The organism is Streptomyces sp. NPDC102451 (genome assembly GCF_044765485.1).
In the GTDB taxonomy this organism is placed as follows: Bacteria; Actinomycetota; Actinomycetes; order Streptomycetales; family Streptomycetaceae; genus Streptomyces.
This window is the reverse complement of record NZ_JBIWKD010000024.1, coordinates 21,241-39,868: the sequence shown is the minus strand read 5'-3', so window position 1 is coordinate 39,868 and position 18,628 is coordinate 21,241. Positions and strand designations below refer to the sequence as shown.

Annotated in this window: 10 protein-coding genes; 3 read left to right on the top strand and 7 right to left on the bottom strand. The window is 71.6% G+C overall.

Annotation, left to right across the window (positions count from 1 at the left end; genetic code table 11):
* Complete coding sequence (locus ACIRD8_RS34095; RefSeq protein ID WP_404000449.1) at window positions 1-1,770, top strand: aKG-HExxH-type peptide beta-hydroxylase; 1,770 nt, start codon at window positions 1-3, stop codon at window positions 1,768-1,770.
* Between the two features lie 52 nt (window positions 1,771-1,822).
* On the opposite strand, the gene ACIRD8_RS34090 is transcribed toward ACIRD8_RS34095, so the two are convergent.
* From ACIRD8_RS34090 to ACIRD8_RS34060, 7 genes are all read right to left on the bottom strand, one after another.
* Window positions 1,823-2,530 (bottom strand): hypothetical protein, encoded by a 708-nt coding sequence (locus tag ACIRD8_RS34090; protein ID WP_404000445.1) that lies wholly within the window; start codon window positions 2,528-2,530, stop codon window positions 1,823-1,825.
* 39 nt (window positions 2,531-2,569) lie between these two features.
* Window positions 2,570-4,789, bottom strand: a complete 2,220-nt coding sequence (locus ACIRD8_RS34085; protein ID WP_404000442.1) for a glycosyl hydrolase family 95 catalytic domain-containing protein — start codon at window positions 4,787-4,789, stop codon at window positions 2,570-2,572.
* Entirely contained in the window at window positions 4,786-6,762 is a 1,977-nt protein-coding gene (locus tag ACIRD8_RS34080; RefSeq protein WP_404000439.1) for a beta-galactosidase, read from the bottom strand. Before ACIRD8_RS34080 ends, ACIRD8_RS34085 begins: the two co-directional genes overlap by 4 nt.
* Before the next feature lie 15 nt (window positions 6,763-6,777).
* A complete protein-coding gene (locus ACIRD8_RS34075; RefSeq protein ID WP_404000436.1) occupies window positions 6,778-9,015 on the bottom strand; it encodes a 1,4-beta-glucanase in 2,238 nt (745 codons plus the stop codon).
* A 56-nt stretch (window positions 9,016-9,071) separates the two neighbouring features.
* The gene (locus tag ACIRD8_RS34070; RefSeq protein WP_404000433.1) at window positions 9,072-10,055 is read right to left on the bottom strand and encodes a carbohydrate ABC transporter permease; all 984 of its coding nucleotides are present in this window, start codon (window positions 10,053-10,055) and stop codon (window positions 9,072-9,074) included.
* Window positions 10,052-11,011 carry an ABC transporter permease gene (locus tag ACIRD8_RS34065; RefSeq protein ID WP_404000602.1) on the bottom strand — a complete coding sequence of 320 codons (960 nt, stop codon included), beginning with the start codon at window positions 11,009-11,011 and terminating at the stop codon, window positions 10,052-10,054. The genes ACIRD8_RS34070 and ACIRD8_RS34065 overlap by 4 nt, the downstream gene beginning before the upstream one ends.
* 226 nt (window positions 11,012-11,237) lie before the next feature.
* Window positions 11,238-12,905: an extracellular solute-binding protein gene (locus ACIRD8_RS34060; RefSeq protein WP_404000430.1), complete on the bottom strand. Its 1,668-nt coding sequence runs from the start codon at window positions 12,903-12,905 to the stop codon at window positions 11,238-11,240.
* Between the two features lie 412 nt (window positions 12,906-13,317).
* On the opposite strand from ACIRD8_RS34060, the gene ACIRD8_RS34055 reads away from it, so the two are divergent.
* Together ACIRD8_RS34055 and yicI are read left to right on the top strand one after the other, a co-directional pair.
* Window positions 13,318-16,194 (top strand): glycoside hydrolase family 3 C-terminal domain-containing protein, encoded by a 2,877-nt coding sequence (locus ACIRD8_RS34055; protein WP_404000427.1) that lies wholly within the window; start codon window positions 13,318-13,320, stop codon window positions 16,192-16,194.
* Window positions 16,191-18,458, top strand: coding sequence for an alpha-xylosidase (yicI, locus tag ACIRD8_RS34050; RefSeq protein WP_404000424.1), 2,268 nt, complete (start codon window positions 16,191-16,193; stop codon window positions 18,456-18,458). Before ACIRD8_RS34055 ends, yicI begins: the two co-directional genes overlap by 4 nt.
* Window positions 18,459-18,628: the final 170 nt, after the last annotated feature.

Sequence of the window (18,628 nt, the reverse complement as noted above, 5' to 3'; positions counted from 1 at the left end):
GTGTACGCCCCGATCCGCATGCCGGGCCCGCTGTTCGACGAGATCGCCACGGGCGGCGGCTCGCCCGAGGCCGTCGCGTTCCTGGTCCGGGGCGAACGTACGCGCCGCCTCCTGCTGCTGCGCGAACTCCTCGACCTCTTCGACGCGACCCCTGGCATCCTCGGACCCCTGGGCACTCGAACGGCCTGGCCCACGCTGGAGGCAGCGGCCGCCCGGGCTCCGGAGGCGGTCGAGACGCTGCTGCTGACCCCTCAGGTCGGCAGCTGGCTCGCCCACACGCTCCGCAGGCTGCACGGAACGGCCTCCGGGCCGCCCCTGTGGGCCGACGCCGGGCAGATCGCCGCGGTGGCCGCGGCGGCGGCCGTGCACGCGGGTACGGACGCCGAACTCCTCCTGCCCGCCCGGCTGGGGACCGTCAGCCTGGCCGCGCTGGGGCTGGTCCGGCTTCCCGGTCAGGAGGAGGACGACTACCGCCCCGTTTCCGTCGTGGTGCACGACGGAACCCTCACCGTCCGCACCGAGGGCGGGCCCGACATCGTCGTACGCCCGCTCACCGACCCGGAATCGGCGCACTGGCTTCCGGTGCACCGGCTGGAGACCGGGGCGGGGGCGCGCGCCGTCCAGCTCGACGATCTCGATCCCTACCGGGACCTGGACGAGCCCATCGCCCCCGGCCGCCTCAGCACCGAGGAACTGCGGTCCTGGCAGGGGCTGTTCCAGGACGCCGTGGCCATCCTGCGCAGGGGCGGAACCGGCCCCGGCGGTCTGCGGCCCGAGGAGATCAGCCGCATCGTGCCCTGGCACGCCAAGGAAGGGGACGCGGAGCTTCCCGTACCGGCCGAGGGGCTCAGCGCCTCCACCGGTGACGCCTTCGCCTCCATGGTGATCGCCCGGCCGCCGGACGGCCTCGCCCTCGCGGAGACCCTCGTCCACGAGTTCCAGCACAGCAAGCTCGGCGCCCTGCTCCACCTCTTCCCGCTCCTCGACGACGACCGGTCCGAACGCCACTACGCGCCGTGGCGCGCCGACCCCCGGCACCTGCCCGGTCTCCTCCACGGTGCGTACGCGTTCGTCGGCGTCACCGGATTCTGGCGGGGGCGCATCGAGGACACCGCCGCCGACCGGGACGGACGGGCGTCGTTCCTCTTCGCGCTGCGCCGGCTCCAGACCCGCATGGTCCTGCGCACCCTGGCGACCCGGGCCCGGCTCACCGGACCCGGACTGCGGCTCGTCACCCGGCTGTCGGAGACCGTCGACGGCTGGCTGAGAGAGCCGCTGGACCCCGCCACCGTGGCGAGGGCGCGGGCGGCGGCCGTCAGCCACCGGGTGGAGTGGCGGCTGCGCAACCTGCGCTGCACCGACGACGACCGGGACGGACTCCTCAAGGCGCTGCGCTCCGGGGCCGCCCCCGTACCGGGTGGTGAACCACTCGTGGCCCCGGACCCGGACCGAGGGTACTGGCATGACCCCCGGGCCCGCCTCTACCAGCTGCGGGAGTCCGTGGCCGGCAGTTCTCCGACGGCCGACGAGCTGCTGGTCGCGGGGGACCCGCAGGCGGCGCGCGCGGCGTACGCCGAACAGCTCCTCGGCCCCGGCCCCCTCGACCCGCACGCGCTGGCCGGCTGGCTGCTCGCGCACACGGCGCTGCACCCGAGTGACCGTAGGCTGCTCGCCCGCCCCGAGAGGTTCGCGGCGCTCCTGGAGGGGGCCCCGCCCGAACGCTGGACGCGGACCGCCCGCTGGCTGGCCGGCCGACGGGCCGCGAGCTGAGCGGCAGCAGGGCACACCAACGGGCCGGGGGCGTCCCCCCGGCCCGCGGGGATCAGCTCGACGAGACGTTGAACCCGTTGGTCGTGAAGTCCAGTCCGCCCGACGACGACGTGATCTCGTAGCCGAACTGGACGTCACCGATGGTCTCGTTGCCCCACCAGCCCTTGGTGTCCTTGATCCACTTCAGGATCGGCAGGATGTCCACGGTGCCGGAGGTGGAGTCCGAGGTCCGCAGGAACGAGAAGACCTCGTTGGCGCCGTTGTCACCCTTGTAGACGGTCCAGGTGTGGCCGCCCAGGGTCACGTTCCCCTGGGAGGTGCCGAGCGGTCCGACCGCACCGTTGTAGTTGACCCAGAGCATGACCTCGTAGTCGTAGTCCGTGTCCCAGATGTCGTACGACGTGTTGTACGCGCCGGACGACGGGACGGTCACGTTGTAGCCGCTGGTCAGCGAGGAGAGCGACGTGATCGGCTTGTTGACGATCTTCTTGGCGTTCGGGTACGACTTGATGCCACCGGTGTTCGGGTGGTTCGCCGTCACACCCCAGTTGCTGGAGGAGTTGGCCCAGATGGTCTGGCTGCCCGCTCCCGAACCCCAGATGTTGTTGTAGAGGATGTAGTTGTCGGACGTGGTGTAGTTGCCCCACTGCTCCGACGAGGTCCAGATCGCCGCGTGGGCGGGAGCCGCCGCGAAGCCGATCAGTGCGGCCACTGCCGCCGTGGGCGCCAGGAGCAGCCTGGTCAGGGTGGATCGTGCCATGGGGTGTTCCTTCCATGTGGGGATGGAGGCTGGGAACTGCTACCGCGCCTCCAGGGTGAGGACGCGGTCCACGCCGGCCGTCAGCTCCAGCGGAGCCGGGGGGTTTCCGGCGGAGGTCTCGGTGGGGGCGAGCCCGTCGCCCGTACGCAGATCGACGCGGGCGTCGCGGGTGGGACGCAGCACGGCGGTGGCGCCGTCCTCCGACCACCGCAGGTCCAGGTGGGCGCCGAACCGTGTCCGTACGCCCCGGAGTTCACCCGCCCGGTACGCGGCCGGGACGGCCGGCAGCAGCACCAGGCGGGCGGGCGTCGACTGGACGAGCGACTCGATCACGGCCGCGGGCAGCGTGTGGGCCGCGTCCGCGTTGTAGACGTTCCGGGACGGGTAGTGGGCGCTCATCAGCGAGTCGTGGAAGAAGTCACCACCCAGCACCGCGTCCAGCGCCGCCGACACCCGGGACGGGTCGCGCAGCCGGGCGGCGATCAGGGCGTGGTGCAGATGCCCGTGGGCCGAGTCGTTCTCCGAGCCGCGCAGTTCCAGCGCGCGGTGCGCGGCCGTGGCCAGCTCCGGGGTGTCGTACGGGTTGATCCCGTCCAGCGGCCACACCGGGTAGAGGTGGCTCAGATGGCGGTGGTCGTACGTCTCCCGCAGGCCCGGCCACGCCCACTCGGCGAGCGCCCCGTCCTCGTTCACCAGATACGCCGGGAGCCGTGCGGCGAGTGACCGCCACCGGCCGGCCGACGGGTGCCCGGGGGCGTGTTCGGCTGCCGTCGTCAGTGCGTGGCGGGCCGCGGCGATGTCCATGGTGGCGTTCACCGTGCCCCAGCTCGCGTTGGCCGGCCGGTTCTCCGGGGAGTACGAGGGCACGACGGCCACGTTCCCGTCCGGGTCCTCCCGGCTGAGGAAGTCCTCGTAGAACAGGGCCACTTCGACCAGGGCGGCGGTCAGCGCGGGGCCGGGAGTGCCCGCCGTCACCTCGGCGTGCTCCAGGAGCGGCTGCAGCAGCCAGTCCGCGCCGGCCGTCCACAGATGCAGCGGATAGGCGCGCTGGAAGTGCCGGGTGCGACCCGAGGCGCCGTCCGTGTGGGACGGTGCGACGACGCCCCGGGCCCCGAAGAGCGCCCGGGCGTTGTCCCGCCAGTCCGGCAACTGGCCCTGGACGAGCGCCTCATGGGCCTCGGTGACCTCCGGAAGGGCGGCCGGTGCGGCGGAGGCGATCTGGAGGTTGAGATTGGCGTTCGTGGTGAAGGCCCCGGACCACGCCGTGTCCCAGTCGCCGGTCCACAGGCCGGTCAGCCGGGGCGGCAGCATCCCCGAGGAGGAGAGCAGGTGGTAGCGGCCCGCCGCGAAGAGCCGCTCCAGCAGCGCGGGGGACTTCGGGGCGCGCAGCAGCTCGCTGCCGGGCAGCTCCCGCTCCGGCGCCGCGTCCCGCAGGGTGAGGGAGGCCCGCCCGTAGGCGGTGCGGTGCAGCGGCCGGTGGCGGGCCAGCAGCGTGGCGTGGTCCTCGCGCGGCAGAGCGGCCCACAGCTCCCCGAGGTCCGGGCGGCCGGGGCCCCTGACGACCCGGGTCGTCAGGGTGAGGCTCCGCGCCCCCTCGATCCGGATGCCCTCGCCGGCCACCGACACACTGCCGCCGTCCACCCGCGCCACCGTGACGCCCGTGTAGCCGAGTTCACCGCCCGGATAACCCACCCGCAGCCCCAGTTGCGCGCCGTCCGGGGTCAGCACGGTGGAACGGCCGACCGCCAGCTGCGCGGGCGCGCCGGGGAGCGAGTGGTCCAGGACCAGCTCCGCGGTCAGACCCAGGTCGGTGATGTGCTGCACGACCACGTCGTCGGCCCGTGACACGAAGACACTGCTGCGCCACGCCTCATACGACGCGGTCACCTCGCCCGTCGTGAAGTCGACCTCGCGCCGGTAGCCGGCGACCGCCTCGTGCAGCCCCCGGGTACGGCGCACGCGCGACCGGAACGCCGGGTGGAACGGCTGCACCCACACCAGCGGACGCCCCGCGCCGAAGTCCTCGGCCGCCGTGGTGTCCCCCGCCAGGAGCGCGTCCTGGAGGCGGTCGAGCCGGTCGGCGAGCTCCGGCGGCCGCAGGTCCTCGCTGCCGTTGGGCCGCACCAGGGTGTGGTGGTTGACGATCACCTGGTCGTCCGCCGGATCGCCGTACACCATCGCACCGTGACGGCCGTTGCCGCTGAGGAACGCGTCCTCCCAGCGGGCGGCGGGGCTGGGCTCCCACGTGCCGTCGATCATGCGGACACGTCTCTGAGCACGGCCACCCCGTAGCGGTCCAGTTCCACACCGCCGTCGGACCCGGCGCCCGTGAGCAGGTCGACGTGGCGGCCCGGCAGCTTCACCCCGGCCGGGGACCGGCCGTGGTTCAGCAGGAAGAGCAGTCCGCCGCGCCGCACCGCCTCGACCCCGGCGGGCAGCCCTTCCAGCACGGGACGCACGCCGGCCCCGGCCGCCGCCCGGCCGAGCAGGCCGCGCAGCGCCTCCGGCTCGGGCAGGGTCGAGACGTACCACGCGGTGCCCTTGCGGAGCACGGCCGGGAGCCCGTCGAGCTCGCCGCCGAGGTACGCGGCCACCGTCTCCGCGCTGCCGTCGGGCTCCAGCTCCTCCGACCACAGGGTGCCCCGGAAGCCGTCGCACTCCACCGTCGTGTCCGCGTCGAGGGGCCACCACTCGTGCACCGTACGGATGCCGAACAGCTCACGCAGCCTGCTGTCCATGCCGCCCGGCCTGATCCGGTCGTCCACGTCCGCGACACCGGTGAAGAACCCGCACACGAGGGTCCCGCCGCCCCGCACATAGGCGACGAGGTTGTCCGTCGCCGCGTCGGAGAGGAGCTGGAGCTGCGGAACGAGCACCATGCGGTACGCGCTCAGGTCGGCGTCGGGCCGGGCGAAGTCGGTGCTGATCCCGCCCTCCCACAGGCCCCGGTGCCACGCCTGGAGCAGCTCCGGGTACGAGACGAGGGACGACGGGCGGCCCTGCTGGGTGCTGGACCACCAGGCGTCCCAGTCGTGCAGCACGGCGACCTCGGCGGGGACCCCGGTCCCGCTCACCTCGCCGCCGAGCAGGGCGAGTTCGGCGCCGATGCGCTTGACCTCGCGGAACGTGCGGCCGTGCTCACCGGCATGGCTCACCATCCCGGAGTGGAACTTCTCCGCGCCCTGGCGGGACTGCCGCCACTGGAAGTAGCAGAGGGCGTCCGCGCCCCTGGCCACCGACTGCAGCGACCAGAGCCGGTTGAGGCCTTCCGGCTTCGGGTGGTTGACGGGGCGCCAGTTGACCGTACCGGCCGCCTGCTCCATCACCATCCACGGTCCGCGGGCCTGCGAGCGGGTCATGTCGGCGAGCATCGCGTTGTACTGGCCGCCCCGCGGGTCCGTCGGGTCCGGATAGACGTCGACGGAGACGATGTCCTCCTGCTCCGCCCAGGCCCAGGCGTCCTGGCCCGACCACAGCGGCATGAAGTTGGTCGTCACCGGGATGTGCGGGGTGTGCCGGGCGACGATGTCCCGCTCGGCGGTGTAGCACTCCATCAGGGCGTCGGAGGTGAACCGCTTGAAGTCCAGCTCCTGCGCCGGGTTGCGCATGTACTGGGCGCGGCGTGGCGGCAGGATCTCCGCCCACGTGTCGTAGCGCTGGCTCCAGAACGCCGTGCCCCAGGCGGCGTCGAGCGCCTCCAGGGTGGTGTACCTGGAGGCCAGCCAGCGGCGGAAGTGGGCGGCGGTCTCGTCGCACCAGCAGTGCGTGCAGTACTCGTTGTTGATGTGCCACACGGTGAGCGCCGGATGGTCCGCGTACCGGGCCGCGAGGTCCTCGGTGAGGGCCGCGGCGTACCGCCGGTACACCGGTGAGCTGGGGCAGAAGTGTTGCCGGGAGCCGTAGTTGACGATCGAGCCGTCCTCGGCGCGTGGCAGGGTCTCCGGGTGGAGCGCTCCCATCCACGGCGGGGGCGAGGACGTCGGGGTGGCCAGCACGACGCCGATGCCGTTGGTGTGCAGGAGGTCGAGCAGCCGGTCCAGCCAGCCGAACTCACGCGCACCCGGGCGCGGTTCGATGATCGCCCAGGAGAACACCCCGACGGTCACCGAGTTGACCCCGGCCTCCTTCATCAGCCGTACGTCGTCGGCCCACACCTCCTCGGGCCACTGCTCGGGGTTGTAGTCGCCTCCGAAGAGGATGCGGCCACGGGTGGCGTCGTGCAGGGACGGCATGAACGTCTCGTTCCTCTACTGGGGGTCTGCGTACTGGATGCCTCGGCCGTTGGTGCCCAGATAGACACGGCCGTGGACTCGGGGGTCGCCGGTGATGACCTCGCCGGTCCACCCCCAGCGGTGGGCGTCGTCGTTCACACGGAGCCAGGTCGCGCCCGCGTCGTCGGAGCGGAGCACGGCTACGCCGTCGTACGTCGCGGAGACCCGCCCGGTCTGGAATACCGCCGGGTAGCCCGCCCCCTTCCTGGACGGTGCGGCCTTCCCGAAACCGAGGGCGTGCGAGGCCTGGCAGCCGGCCACCGGGGCGAACGTGCGGCCGCCGTCCGTCGAGCGCAGCAGCCCGTTGTCCTTGGCGGACAGCCACAGGTCACCGGAGCGCCCCGGCGCCGCCGCGATGCGGAACTGGACGTCCCCGGAGGGGAGCCCCTTCGCGCCCGCGGTGAACGTCGCGCCCCGGTCCGTGGAGCGGAGGACCGTGCCCGTGTCCGTGTCGTACACGTAGAAGCGCTTCGGATCGAGCGGGTCGGAGACCGGCGTGCCGCCCTCGGGGAACGTGGCGACCTCGGCCCAGGTGGCTCCGCCGTCCGTGGAGCGGTGGGCCGCGTACTTCGTGCCGTCCCAGTGGACGAACGACCACAGCAGCGTCGCCCCGTTGGCGGACACCGCGACCGGGCCGGGCGCCGAGGGGGCGATCGCGGGCTGCGAGGCGAAGGGCCGCCAGCTCGCCCCGCCGTCGTGGGAGTACGCGCCGGCCGAGCCGGAGCCCGAGGGCCAGCCCGTCCGCACGACGTACGACGGCTTCAGGGTGGCCAGCGCGAGGCCGGTCGCCGTGCCGAACACGGGGTTCGACGCCATGCCGCGCGACGGGGACGCGGTCAGGGAGTCGTGGTACATGACGCCGATGTCCCCCAGCCCGCTGAGCAGTTGGGCGCCCGAGGGAGGTGCGATCAGCTGTCTCACCGCCGACTCCTCCAGGCCTCGGATCTCCGGGGCCCAGTGCACCAGGTCGCGCGTCCCGAAGACCGTCGCCCCGGTGCCGTACACGATGTGCCGCGAGTCGTACGGGTCCACGGCCACGGCCTGGATCCACCAGCCGAACTTGGGCTCCCCGCCCCACGTCAGATACGGGGTCTCCGACACGTCCAGCACCGCCGTGTCCTTGAGCGAGGCCCAGCTCGCACCGCCGTCCGTGGACCGGAACAGGGTGTCCACCGGCCCCCAGCGGTTGTTCGTGGAGACGACGACGGTGCCCGGGCGCCCGGCGTCGACGGCGACCCCGCCGTACCCGAACGCGTCGCCGTCGCCCGGGGCGACCGGGGTCACGTCTCTCCAGGTCCCGGTCACCGTGTCGAGGCGGTGCACCGAGCCGTCGGCCTGGTTGTTCGGGCCCGGCCCGTCCGCGTAACTCACGTACAGCGCACGGATACCCGGGTCGTACGCCGCGCGGACGGGCACCCTTGACGCCGCACCGGCGGACGGCTGCCCGGGGACGGGCTCCCAGCCGCCGGAGGCCTTCGTACGGTAGAGGGCCGTGCCGCCGTCTCCCCAGCCCGCGTACACGGTCCGGCCGGCCGCCACCAGCAGGGTGACACCCTGGCCGCCGGCCGACGGCGTGGCCGGGAAGGACGGGTCGGCGGCCCAGGTGGCACCACGGTCCGTGGAGCGCAGCAGCCCGTCGTGGCGCGTCCCGAGCCAGAGCGTCCCGCTGTCACGCGGATCGACCAGGAGCCGCTCGCCGCAGCCCCGGCCGTCCTCGTTGGCCCCGAGACGCACCGGGAGGTCCGTGCGCGCCCAGGTCGCGCCGCGGTCCTCGGACCTGAGCACCGCACCCGGGGACGCCCATTCCTGCGCGTACGTCCCGAGGGCCAGGTAGAGCCGGTCCGGGTGCACCGGGTCGACGGCCATCGCCTCGACGCCCAGCAGATTCCAGTCGTCCCAGCCCAGGTGGTCGGTGAGTGCGGTCCACCGGGAGGCACGCGCGTCCCACCGGTAGGCGCCGCCGATGTCCGTGCGGGCGTAGGCGAGACCGCGTACGGCCGGATGGAACAGGATGCCCGTCACGAAGCCCGTCCCGCCGATGGCGGCGGTGCGCCAGCGGTGCGGACGGGTCTTCGGGGGCCGCGGGGCGGCCCCGGCCGCGCCCGCCGCCGGCAGCACGGACGCGGTGGCCGCGACCACCGCCGCACCGGCCAGGACGGTCCGGCGCCGGGGACGCGGTGCGGGTTCTGGCTGCGGGACGGACGAAGCGCGCATGACGAAGACCCTCCGGTGGGGAGTGACGGGTGGACGCGGGACCGGGACGGCGGAGCTCAGCCCTTGACGGCGCCGGTGAGCATGCCCTTCTGGAAGTGCTTCTGGACGAAGGGCGACAGCACCGCCACCGGGATCAGGGCGAGAACCATCACGGCCATCTGCACCGCCAGGCTGTTGATCGCCCCGCTGCTGACCGCGGCGCCCATGGCGCCGGGCGGCACCTGGTGCTGGAGGACCAGCTGGCGCAGGATCATCTGGAGCGGGTACTTGTCGCTGTCCTGGATGTAGAGCATCGCGTTGAACCACTGGCTCCAGTAGCCCACCGCGTAGAACAGCGAGATGACCGCGATCACCGCGCGGGACAGCGGCATGACGATCTGGAGCAGGATCCGCCATTCCCCGGCCCCGTCGATCCGGGCCGCGTCGATGAGTTCCGGAGCCGTGTCCATGAAGAACCCGCGCAGGACCAGGATGTTGAAGACGCTGATCGCGCTCGGGAGGATCATCGACCAGTAGCTGTCGCTCAGGCCGATTCCCGTGACCAGCAGGTAGGTCGGGATGAGGCCCGCACCGAAGAACATGGTGGCCATCATCGTCATCAGCAGGGGCCGGTGCGCGAAGGAGTCGCGGCGGCTCAGTCCGTAGGCGCACAGCACCGAAATCACCATGCTGAACACCGTGCCGACGACGGTCAGCCCGATGCTCACCAGCGCGGCACGTGTGACGGCCCCACCACTGAGGAGTTCCTTGTAGGCGACGAAGGTGATGGACTTGGGCCAGACGACCAGACCCCCCGCCTCGTTGATCGCCTTGGTGTCGGAGAGGCTGGTGACCACCACCACCCAGATGGGGACGAGGATCACTGCGCAGATGGCGGTGAGTCCGAAGCCCTTGAAGGCGAGCCCCGCCTTCGTGGGCTCCTCCTCCCAGACAGGCCGGGGCTCGATGCGCAGGGCCCGCTGGAGGGGTGTCTCGACCCGCTCGGTGACGGGCGCCGCCGACGGGGGCCCGTCCTTTTCCGTGTCCAGGAGAGTCGTCATTTCTTGGAGTACACCCCCTGCTCGCCCATCATGTGGGCGACCTTGTTGGCTCCCAGCACCATCGCGACGCTGAACAGGCCCTTGAAGATTCCTGCGGCGGCCGCGTAGCCGAAGTCGCCGGTCTTGATGCCCGTCCACCAGATGTAGGTGTCAAGGATTTCGGAGGCGCCCGCGCCCACCTGGTCGCGCTGGAGCAGGATCTGCTCGAAGTCCAGGTTCAGCGCGCTGCCGACCCGAAGGACCAGCAGCAGGGCGATGACGGGGCGCAGGGCGGGCATCGTGACGTGCCACATACGGCGCCAGCGTCCGGCCCCGTCGACGGCGGCGGCCTCGTACAGGTCCGTGTTGACGGCGGCGAGCGCGGCCAGGAAGACAATGACGCCCCAGCCCGCGTCCTTCCAGATCGCCTGGGAGGTCACCAGGAACTTGAAGAAGCCCGGGTTGGTCATCAGGTCGAAGCCCTCGTGCCCGTGCTCGCGCAGCCACTGCGCGACCAGGCCGGCCCCGCCGAACATCTGCTGGAAGACGGTGACGACGAGCACCCACGAGAAGAAGTGCGGCAGGTAGACGATCGCCTGGACCCAGGCACGCACCCGGGCACTCATGATCGTGTTGAGCAGGAGGGCGATGGCGATCGGGATCGGGAAGAAGAGGATCAGCTGGGTCAGGAAGATGACCAGCGTGTTCACGAGGACTTCCCAGAAGCGGTAGTCCTCGAAGATCCGGGTGAAGTTGTCGAACCCGACGAAGGGGCTGCCGGTGATACCCAGGTCGTACACGTCGTAGTCCTGGAAGGCCACGACGTTGCCGAGCAGCGGGATGTAGTTGAAGAGCAGCAGCAGCACCATCGCCGGCAGTGTCATCAGGATCAGCGTGCGGTCCCGGCGCAGGCGCAGCCGCCGTGTGATGCCCCCGGGCGGGGCCGGTGCCTTCCTCGCGTCCCGGCCCGGCCGCACGGCCCGGCCGGTTCTCCGCGGGACGTGCGCGCGCGCTCTGTTCCCGCCGTCGCCACCGCCGCCGTCCGCGGAGGCGGTGCCCCGCTCCTCCGCGCGGCCCGCGTCGGTCGCCACCGTGGCCCGAGGCTTCACCCTGTACTCCCCATGTCGTGCTCTCCGCCCCGGCCGCCGGGCTCCCTGTGCCCGGCGGCCTTGTCATGCATGTCGTTCGGATGGGCCGTACGCGTCAGACGCCGGAGCCGTTCTTGTCGAGCAGGTCCTGGTACCAGTCGCGGAGCTTGTCGCCGCCGCTGTTCTTCCAGGTCGTCACGGCGGCGTCGACGTCGCCGACCTTCTTGCGTCCGCGCCGGATGTCCTTCTGCAGGTCGTCGAACGGCGTGTAGAGCGAGGCGTAGCGCTGGGGCTCGACGACCTGCATGCCGAAGAAGAGGGGCTTCTTGAGGTGGGGGGCCTGGCGGGCCATCCAGCCGGCGTAGTCCTTGACGAGCTGAGGCTCGTCGGGGAAGGCGATGGTGTGGGGCGGCGACGCGACGTAGAGGAGCGTCGCGGGCTGCGCCTCCTCGATGCCCTGGGGGGTGAAGGTCGGGACTCCGCCCTCGACCTTGTAGTGGGTGTCCTTCACGCCGTAGTTCGTCAGCATGAACTCCTCGGTGCCGTACGGCGCGGCGGCGAAGTCCGCGATGCCGAGGAACTCCTCGATCTTCTCCTTGGAGAGGTTCTTGCTGAGGAAGGTGAAGATCCCCGCCGGGTCGTCCTGCCACAGGACCGGCCTGCCGCCGTCCGACGCGAAGAAGTCCAGTGCCTGCATGTCGAACTTCGGGTTGGCGGCGGCCTGTTCGGTGACCATGCCCTTCCAGCCGCCGGTGCCGTCGTTGTACATCATGATGTGGCCGCTGGTGAAGCGGATCTTGGAGTCGGCGTCCTTGTTCGCCTCGGCGTCCGGGTGGACGTAACCGCCGTCGTGGAGCTTGCGGGCGAACGCGAGCGCCTCGCGGTACTCCTGCGTCTCGATCTTGTGGACGAGTTTGCCGCCCTCCAGCTGCCAGTAGTGCGGCGCGTCGGGCAGCAGGCCGAATATCTTCTGGATGCAGGTCCACAGGTCGTCGTAGGCCCACACCTTGCTCTTCGGGGCCGTGTACTCCTTGCCGAAGGCGAGCAGGTCGTCGGCGCTCGCGGGGAGGGCGCCCGAGCCGATCAGGTCCTTGCGGTAGAAGATCGCGTTGCCGATGACCGGGTTGGGCATGGGCAGTCCGCGCAGTTTGCCGCCGAAGACGGAGTACTGCCAGGCGCCGGTCGGGATGTTGGCCAGGTTGGGGTACTTCTTGACGGCGTCGCCCGCGAGGTAGGGGCCCAGGTCGGCGAACTTGGAGACGATCGCGTTGCGGATCTGCCCCTGCATGTTCCACCCGGGGATGGTCATGACGTCGGGGATCTCCGAGCCGGCGAGCACCGCGCCGATCTTGTCCTGGTAGGTGTTGCCGTCCTGCGGATCGAAGTTGAGGGTCGCGCCGACCGCCTTGTTCACCGCGGTGTAGTAAGGGTTCTGCTTCTTCGGGACGGTGCCCCACAGCGGCGTCATGACCCGGAAGGCGGACCCCTTGCCCGGCGCGGACTTCACCGAGGCGACCAGTGGGTCCGGCAGCTTGGTGAAGCCGGGGCTGGAGCCGTTGACGCTCGCCACGTCGGGCTGGACCAGATTCGACGGCGCGTAGGCCGGCAGCACCTTCTTGAGCGCCTTGCCCGTCGTCGTGCCCTCCTTGGTCCCCGAACCGGAGCCGCTGCCACCGCACGCGGCGAGCAGCGGTACACCGCCGGCCACGGCGACCGCGGCGAAAGCGCTCGAGGCCAGGAACGTTCTCCGGCTCGGGGCGGTGGAGGAGGAGTTCGGCGTCATGGGGTCAACCCTTCGTGGTGCAACAGGACGGCCCGCGGCGGCGACTGCCGCTCGGCCCTGTGTCTGAGGTAGGGGGCGTTACCGGCCGAGCCGGTGGCACTGCACCGGCTGAGCTGAAGCGGTCAACGGGCTGCCTCGTCGAAGCGCTTCGATGTTGCAGCGAGGTTAAGTGAAGGGTCCCGGCCACACAAGAGTTCGTTTCGATATTCCTCCGACCTGTTTCCGAACCGTTTCCCGCCATGGTGCGGCTCAGGTGCACCCGGACATACCTCTTCGGGGTGTGGGTCCCCTTGACACCTGCGGGGTCGGCCGCAGAGCATCGAAGCGCTTCGAAAGATCTTCTCCTCGCGTCGATGGACCACTCGGCGCCCGCAGACCCGAAAACCTCCCACCTCTCCAAGGGGACCCGCACGTGACGGACCATCCGCTTCCCTTCCGCGACCCGCAGCTGTCCTTCTCCCGGCGCACCGACGACCTGCTCGGACGGCTCACGCTCGACGAGCGGATCGCGATGCTCCACCAGTTCGCCCCCGCGGTGGAGCGGCTGGGCGTCGGCCCGTTCCGTACCGGACAGGAAGCCCTGCACGGGGTCGCCTGGATGGGGCCCGCCACCGTCTTTCCGCAGGCCGTCGGCCTCGGTGCCACCTGGAACGACGACCTGGTCCGCCGGATCGGCGAGGCCGTCGGCGACGAGGTGCGCGCCAAGCGCGCCCAGGACGACCGCGTCGGGCTCAACGTCTGGGCGCCGACGGTGAATCTGCTGCGCCACCCGCTGTGGGGCCGCGGCGAGGAGGGGTACTCCGAGGACCCGGCGCTCACCTCCGCCATCGCCGTCGCCTACACCCGGGGGCTGCGCGGGGACGACCCCCGCTACTGGCGCACCGCCCCCGTGCTCAAGCACTGGCTCGCGCACAACAACGAGACCGACCGCGACACCGCCTCCTCCTCGGTGCGCCCGCGCGTCCTGCACGAGTACGACCTGCGGGCCTTCCGCGACGCGGTGCGCGCCGGGGCGGTGGCCGGTGTCATGCCCGCCTACAACTTGGTCAACGGCCGTCCCAACCACGTCTCCCCGCTCCTGGAGCAGCACCTGCGGAGCTGGACCGGACAGCCGCTCGTCGTCTGCTCGGACGCGGGCGCGCCCTCCAACCTGGTCGACTCCGAGCACTACTTCGACACCCACGAGGAGGCCACCGCCGCCTCCCTGAAGGCGGGCGTCGACAGCTTCACCGACCACGGCACCGACTCCTCGGTCATGACCGGCCGCATCCGCGACGCGCTGGCCAAGGGCCTCATCGACGAGAGCGACATCGACACGGCCGTCCGCCGGCTGCTCGCCCTGCGCTTCGCACTCGGCGAGTTCGACCCCGAGCTCGATCCGTACGCCCAGGTGGACGCCCTGGACACCGAGGAACACCGCGCGCTCGCCCGGGAAGCCGCGGAACAGGCCGTCGTCCTGCTCAAGAACGACGGACTGCTGCCCCTCGAACCGCAGCAGGGCCGGACCGTCGCAGTGGTCGGACTTCTCGGCGACGCCTGCAAGCTCGACTGGTACAGCGGGACGCTCATGCACCGCTCGTCGCCGCTCGACGGAATCCGCGAGCGGTACGGCGCCGAGAACGTCCTCTTCGCGGAGGGGACGGACCGCGTCCGGCTGAAGTCCTCCGACGGCTGGCTCCAGGTCCCCGCGGCCGACGGCGTCGTGGACGGAGAGGCACGCGGTGCGGAGGGAGCCCTCGACCCGGCCCTCCTCGCCGGCCGCACCGACCTGCCCCCGCTGACCTGCGGCGAGGAGGCGACCGAACTGTCCCTCGTCGACTGGGGAGACGACGTCCTGACCCTGCGCACCGACGAAGGGCTGTACCTCTCCGTCGCCGACGACGGATACGTCAGGGCATCCGCCGACGAGCCGGGCGGCTGGGTCGTCCAGGAGACGTTCCGCCTGGAAGCGGTGGAGGGACACGACGGCGGGCACCGCCTTCTGCACATCGGGACCGGTGGGTACGTGTCTGTCGCCACCGGCGGCGCGAAGGTTGCCGAGGCCGGCGAGAAGATTTCGCGGGACCGTGCCACGGTCTTCGCGCTGGAGACCGTCGAGTACGGCGCCGACGTCGTGGCCCGGGCCGCCGCGGCCGCCGACACCGTGATCGTCGTCGCGGGCAACGACCCCCACATCAACGGCCGCGAGACCGAGGACCGCACGACCCTCGCCCTCCCCGCCCAGCAGGACCGCCTGTGGCGCGCCGCGCACGCCGCCAACCCCCGCACGGTCCTCGTCCTGACCTCCGCCTACCCGTACGCGGTCACCGACGCGGCGGAGGCCCTGCCCGCCCTGCTCTGGACGGCGCACGGAGGCCAGGCCGCGGGCACCGCGCTCGCCCGGGTGATCGCCGGTGACGTGTCCCCGGCCGGCCGGCTCCCGCAGACCTGGTACGCGAGCGACGACGACCTGCCCGGCCTGTTCGACTACGACATCATCGGCTCCCGGCAGACGTACCTCTACTTCGACGGAACCCCGCTCTACCCCTTCGGGCACGGACTCGGTTACGCCGACTTCACCTACTCCGCGCTCCGGACGCGGGTGGACGGCGAGCAGCTGCGGGTGTCGCTGACCGTCACCAACGACGGCGGGACGGCCGCCGAAGAGGTGGCCCAGCTCTACGTCTCCGCCTCCGGGGCCCCGGACCTGCCGCTGCGCAAGCTGGTCGGCCACCGCCGGACGCACCTCGCACCGGGCGCGTCCGTGGACATCGAATTCGACGTGCCCGTCGGGGAACTGGGCCACTGGAGCGTGGCGCACGGCCGGTGGACCGTCGAGCCGGGTGCGTACGAGATCCTCGCCGGCGCGTCGAGTGCGGACATCCGGCTCGCCGCGACGGTGGTCGTCGACGGTGAGGCGGAGGGCCCGCGCCCTGTTGCGGCGCGAGGTCTGGAGGCCGCCGACTACGACGTCCAGCAGGGCACCGGGATCGTCGACCGCGCGAAGACGGACGGCGACGCCGTCGCACCGGCTTCCCCCGGTACGGAGGGGCAGCTCGTCTACCGGGCGTGCGACTTCGGCGAGGGCGTGGACGGACTGCGACTCCTCGCCTCGGGGGAGGGAACCGTCACCGTGGGCGTGGACGGGCAGAGCCTGGAGATCCAGGTTTCCTCCGCCGGCGGCCCGTACGACTACCGGACCTTCGAGGCGCTGCTCGGTCTGCGCGGAGTGCGGGAACTGCGCGTCGGGCTCAAGGGCTCCGTGCGCCTCGCCCGCATCGACGTCGTCCCCGGCAAGGAGTCCGCATGAGGTTCACCGACGGCTTCTGGCTGATGCGTGAGGGTGTCCAGGCCTCGTACGCGACCGAGATCCGTGATCTGCGGGTCGATGCCGACCGGTTCACCGCGTACGCGGCGGTCAAGCGGGTCAAGGCGCGCGGCGACACGCTCAACACCCCGCTGATCACGGTCGAATGCTTCTCCCCGGCCGAGGGTGTCATCGGCGTGCGCACCACCCACCACGCCGGCCGGGCGCGGCGCGGGCCGGACTTCGCTCTCCTGGCGGACGACTCCACGGCGTCCACGGCCCGCACCCGGCGGGACGGCGCGGTCACCGAACTCACCAGCGGGCCGCTGACGTTGCGGATGGACGGCGACGGGCCCTGGGGGATCACCTTCCTCGGCGGCGACGGGCGACGCCTCACCGGGGTGGACCCGAAGGGCACCGCCTTCGCGACCACGTCCGACGGCGTCCACCACATGATCGCCCAACTCGCCCTGGACGTAGGCGAGAACGTCTACGGCCTAGGTGAGCGCTTCACGCCGTACGTGAAGAATGGCCAGAGCGTCGACATCTGGCAGGCGGACGGCGGCACCAGCAGTGAACTGGCGTACAAGAACATCCCGTTCTACCTCTCCTCCCGTGGCTACGGCGTCTTCGTCAACCACCCCGGCAAGGTCTCCTTCGAGGTCGGTTCGGAGTCCGTCGGGCAGGTGCAGTTCAGCGTCGAGGACCAGTCGCTGGAGTACTACGTCGTCGCCGGCCCGACCCCGAAGGACGTCCTGTCCCGCTACACGGCCCTGACCGGAAGGCCCGCGCTGCCACCGGCCTGGTCGTTCGGCCTCTGGCTGACCACGTCGTTCTGCACGTCGTACGACGAGGAGACCGTCACCTCCTTCGTCGACGGCATGGCCGAGCGCGGGATCCCGCTGAGCGTCTTCCACTTCGACTGCTTCTGGATGCGGGAGTACCAGTGGTCGGACTTCCTCTGGGACCCCGAGGTCTTCCCCGACCCGGAGGGGATGCTGGCCCGCCTCAAGGCGCGCGGACTGCGCATCAGCATGTGGATCAACCCCTACATCGCCCAGAAGTCCGCCCTGTTCGCGGAGGGCGCCGAACACGGCTACCTGGTCAAGCGGCCCAACGGCGACATCTGGCAGTGGGACCTGTGGCAGCCGGGGATGGCACTGGTCGACTTCACCAACCCGGCCGCCCGCGCCTGGTACGACGACAAACTGCGGGCCCTGCTCGACCAGGGTGTCGACTGCTTCAAGACGGACTTCGGCGAGCGCATCCCCACGGACGTCGTCTGGCACGACGGCTCCGACCCGGAGCGGATGCACAACTACTACGCGCAGATCTACAACCGCACGGTCTTCGAGCTCCTGGAGAAGGAGCGCGGTGCGGGGGAGGCGGTGCTCTTCGCCCGGTCCGCGACCGCGGGAGGGCAGCAGTTCCCCGTGCACTGGGGCGGCGACTGCTTCGCGTCGTTCACCGCCATGGCGGAGTCGCTGCGCGGCGGCCTCTCCCTGTCGCTGTCCGGCTTCGGCTTCTGGAGCCATGACATCGGCGGCTTCGAGGGCACGCCCGACCCGGCGGTCTTCAAGCGCTGGCTCGCCTTCGGCCTGCTCTCCTCGCACAGCAGGCTCCACGGCAACGTGTCGTACCGGGTGCCGTGGGAGTTCGGTGAGGAGGCCGTCGACGTCGCGCGGAAGTTCACCCTGCTCAAGCACCGGCTCATGCCCTACCTCTACGGGGTGGCCGCCGAGGCGCACCGCACGGGCGTCCCCATGATGCGGCCGATGCTGGCGGAGTTCCCCGGCGACCCCGCCTCCCGCACCCTGGACCGGCAGTACATGCTCGGCCCGGACCTGCTGGTCGCCCCGGTCTTCACGGAGGACGGCGAGGTCGAGTACTACGTCCCCGAGGGCACCTGGACCTCGCTGCTCACCGGCGAGCGCGTGACCGGACCGGCCTGGCGGCACGAGACGCACGGCTTCGACAGTCTGCCGCTGCTGGTCAGGGACGGGGCCGTACTCCCGTGGGGGGCCGACGACCAGCGCCCGGACGGGGACTGGCTCGACGGACTCACCCTGCGGGTCTTCGGCCCGGGCCCGGACGAGCGCACGGTCACCGTGCCGGACCTGTCGGGAGGCACGGCGGCGGAGTTCCGCGTCGTACGGGACGGCACCGGCACGCGGGTCACGGCGGAGGGCTCCGGCCGGCCGTACCGCGTGATCACCGAGGAGTCCGGGGCGACCGGGGAGGGGACGGGGACCGTCTCCGTCGCCTGACCGCCCCGGTACGGCGAGGAAGTGCCACCAGAGGCCCGGTGCGGACGCGCCGGGCCTCCCTGGTGCTGTCAGGCACGTCACGGGAACCCGGGCCCAACAGGCGAAATCCGGCCCGACCGATGGCAAGATCAATGCAACTCACTGACGAAGTGGGGTCGTTGACCGGCCGA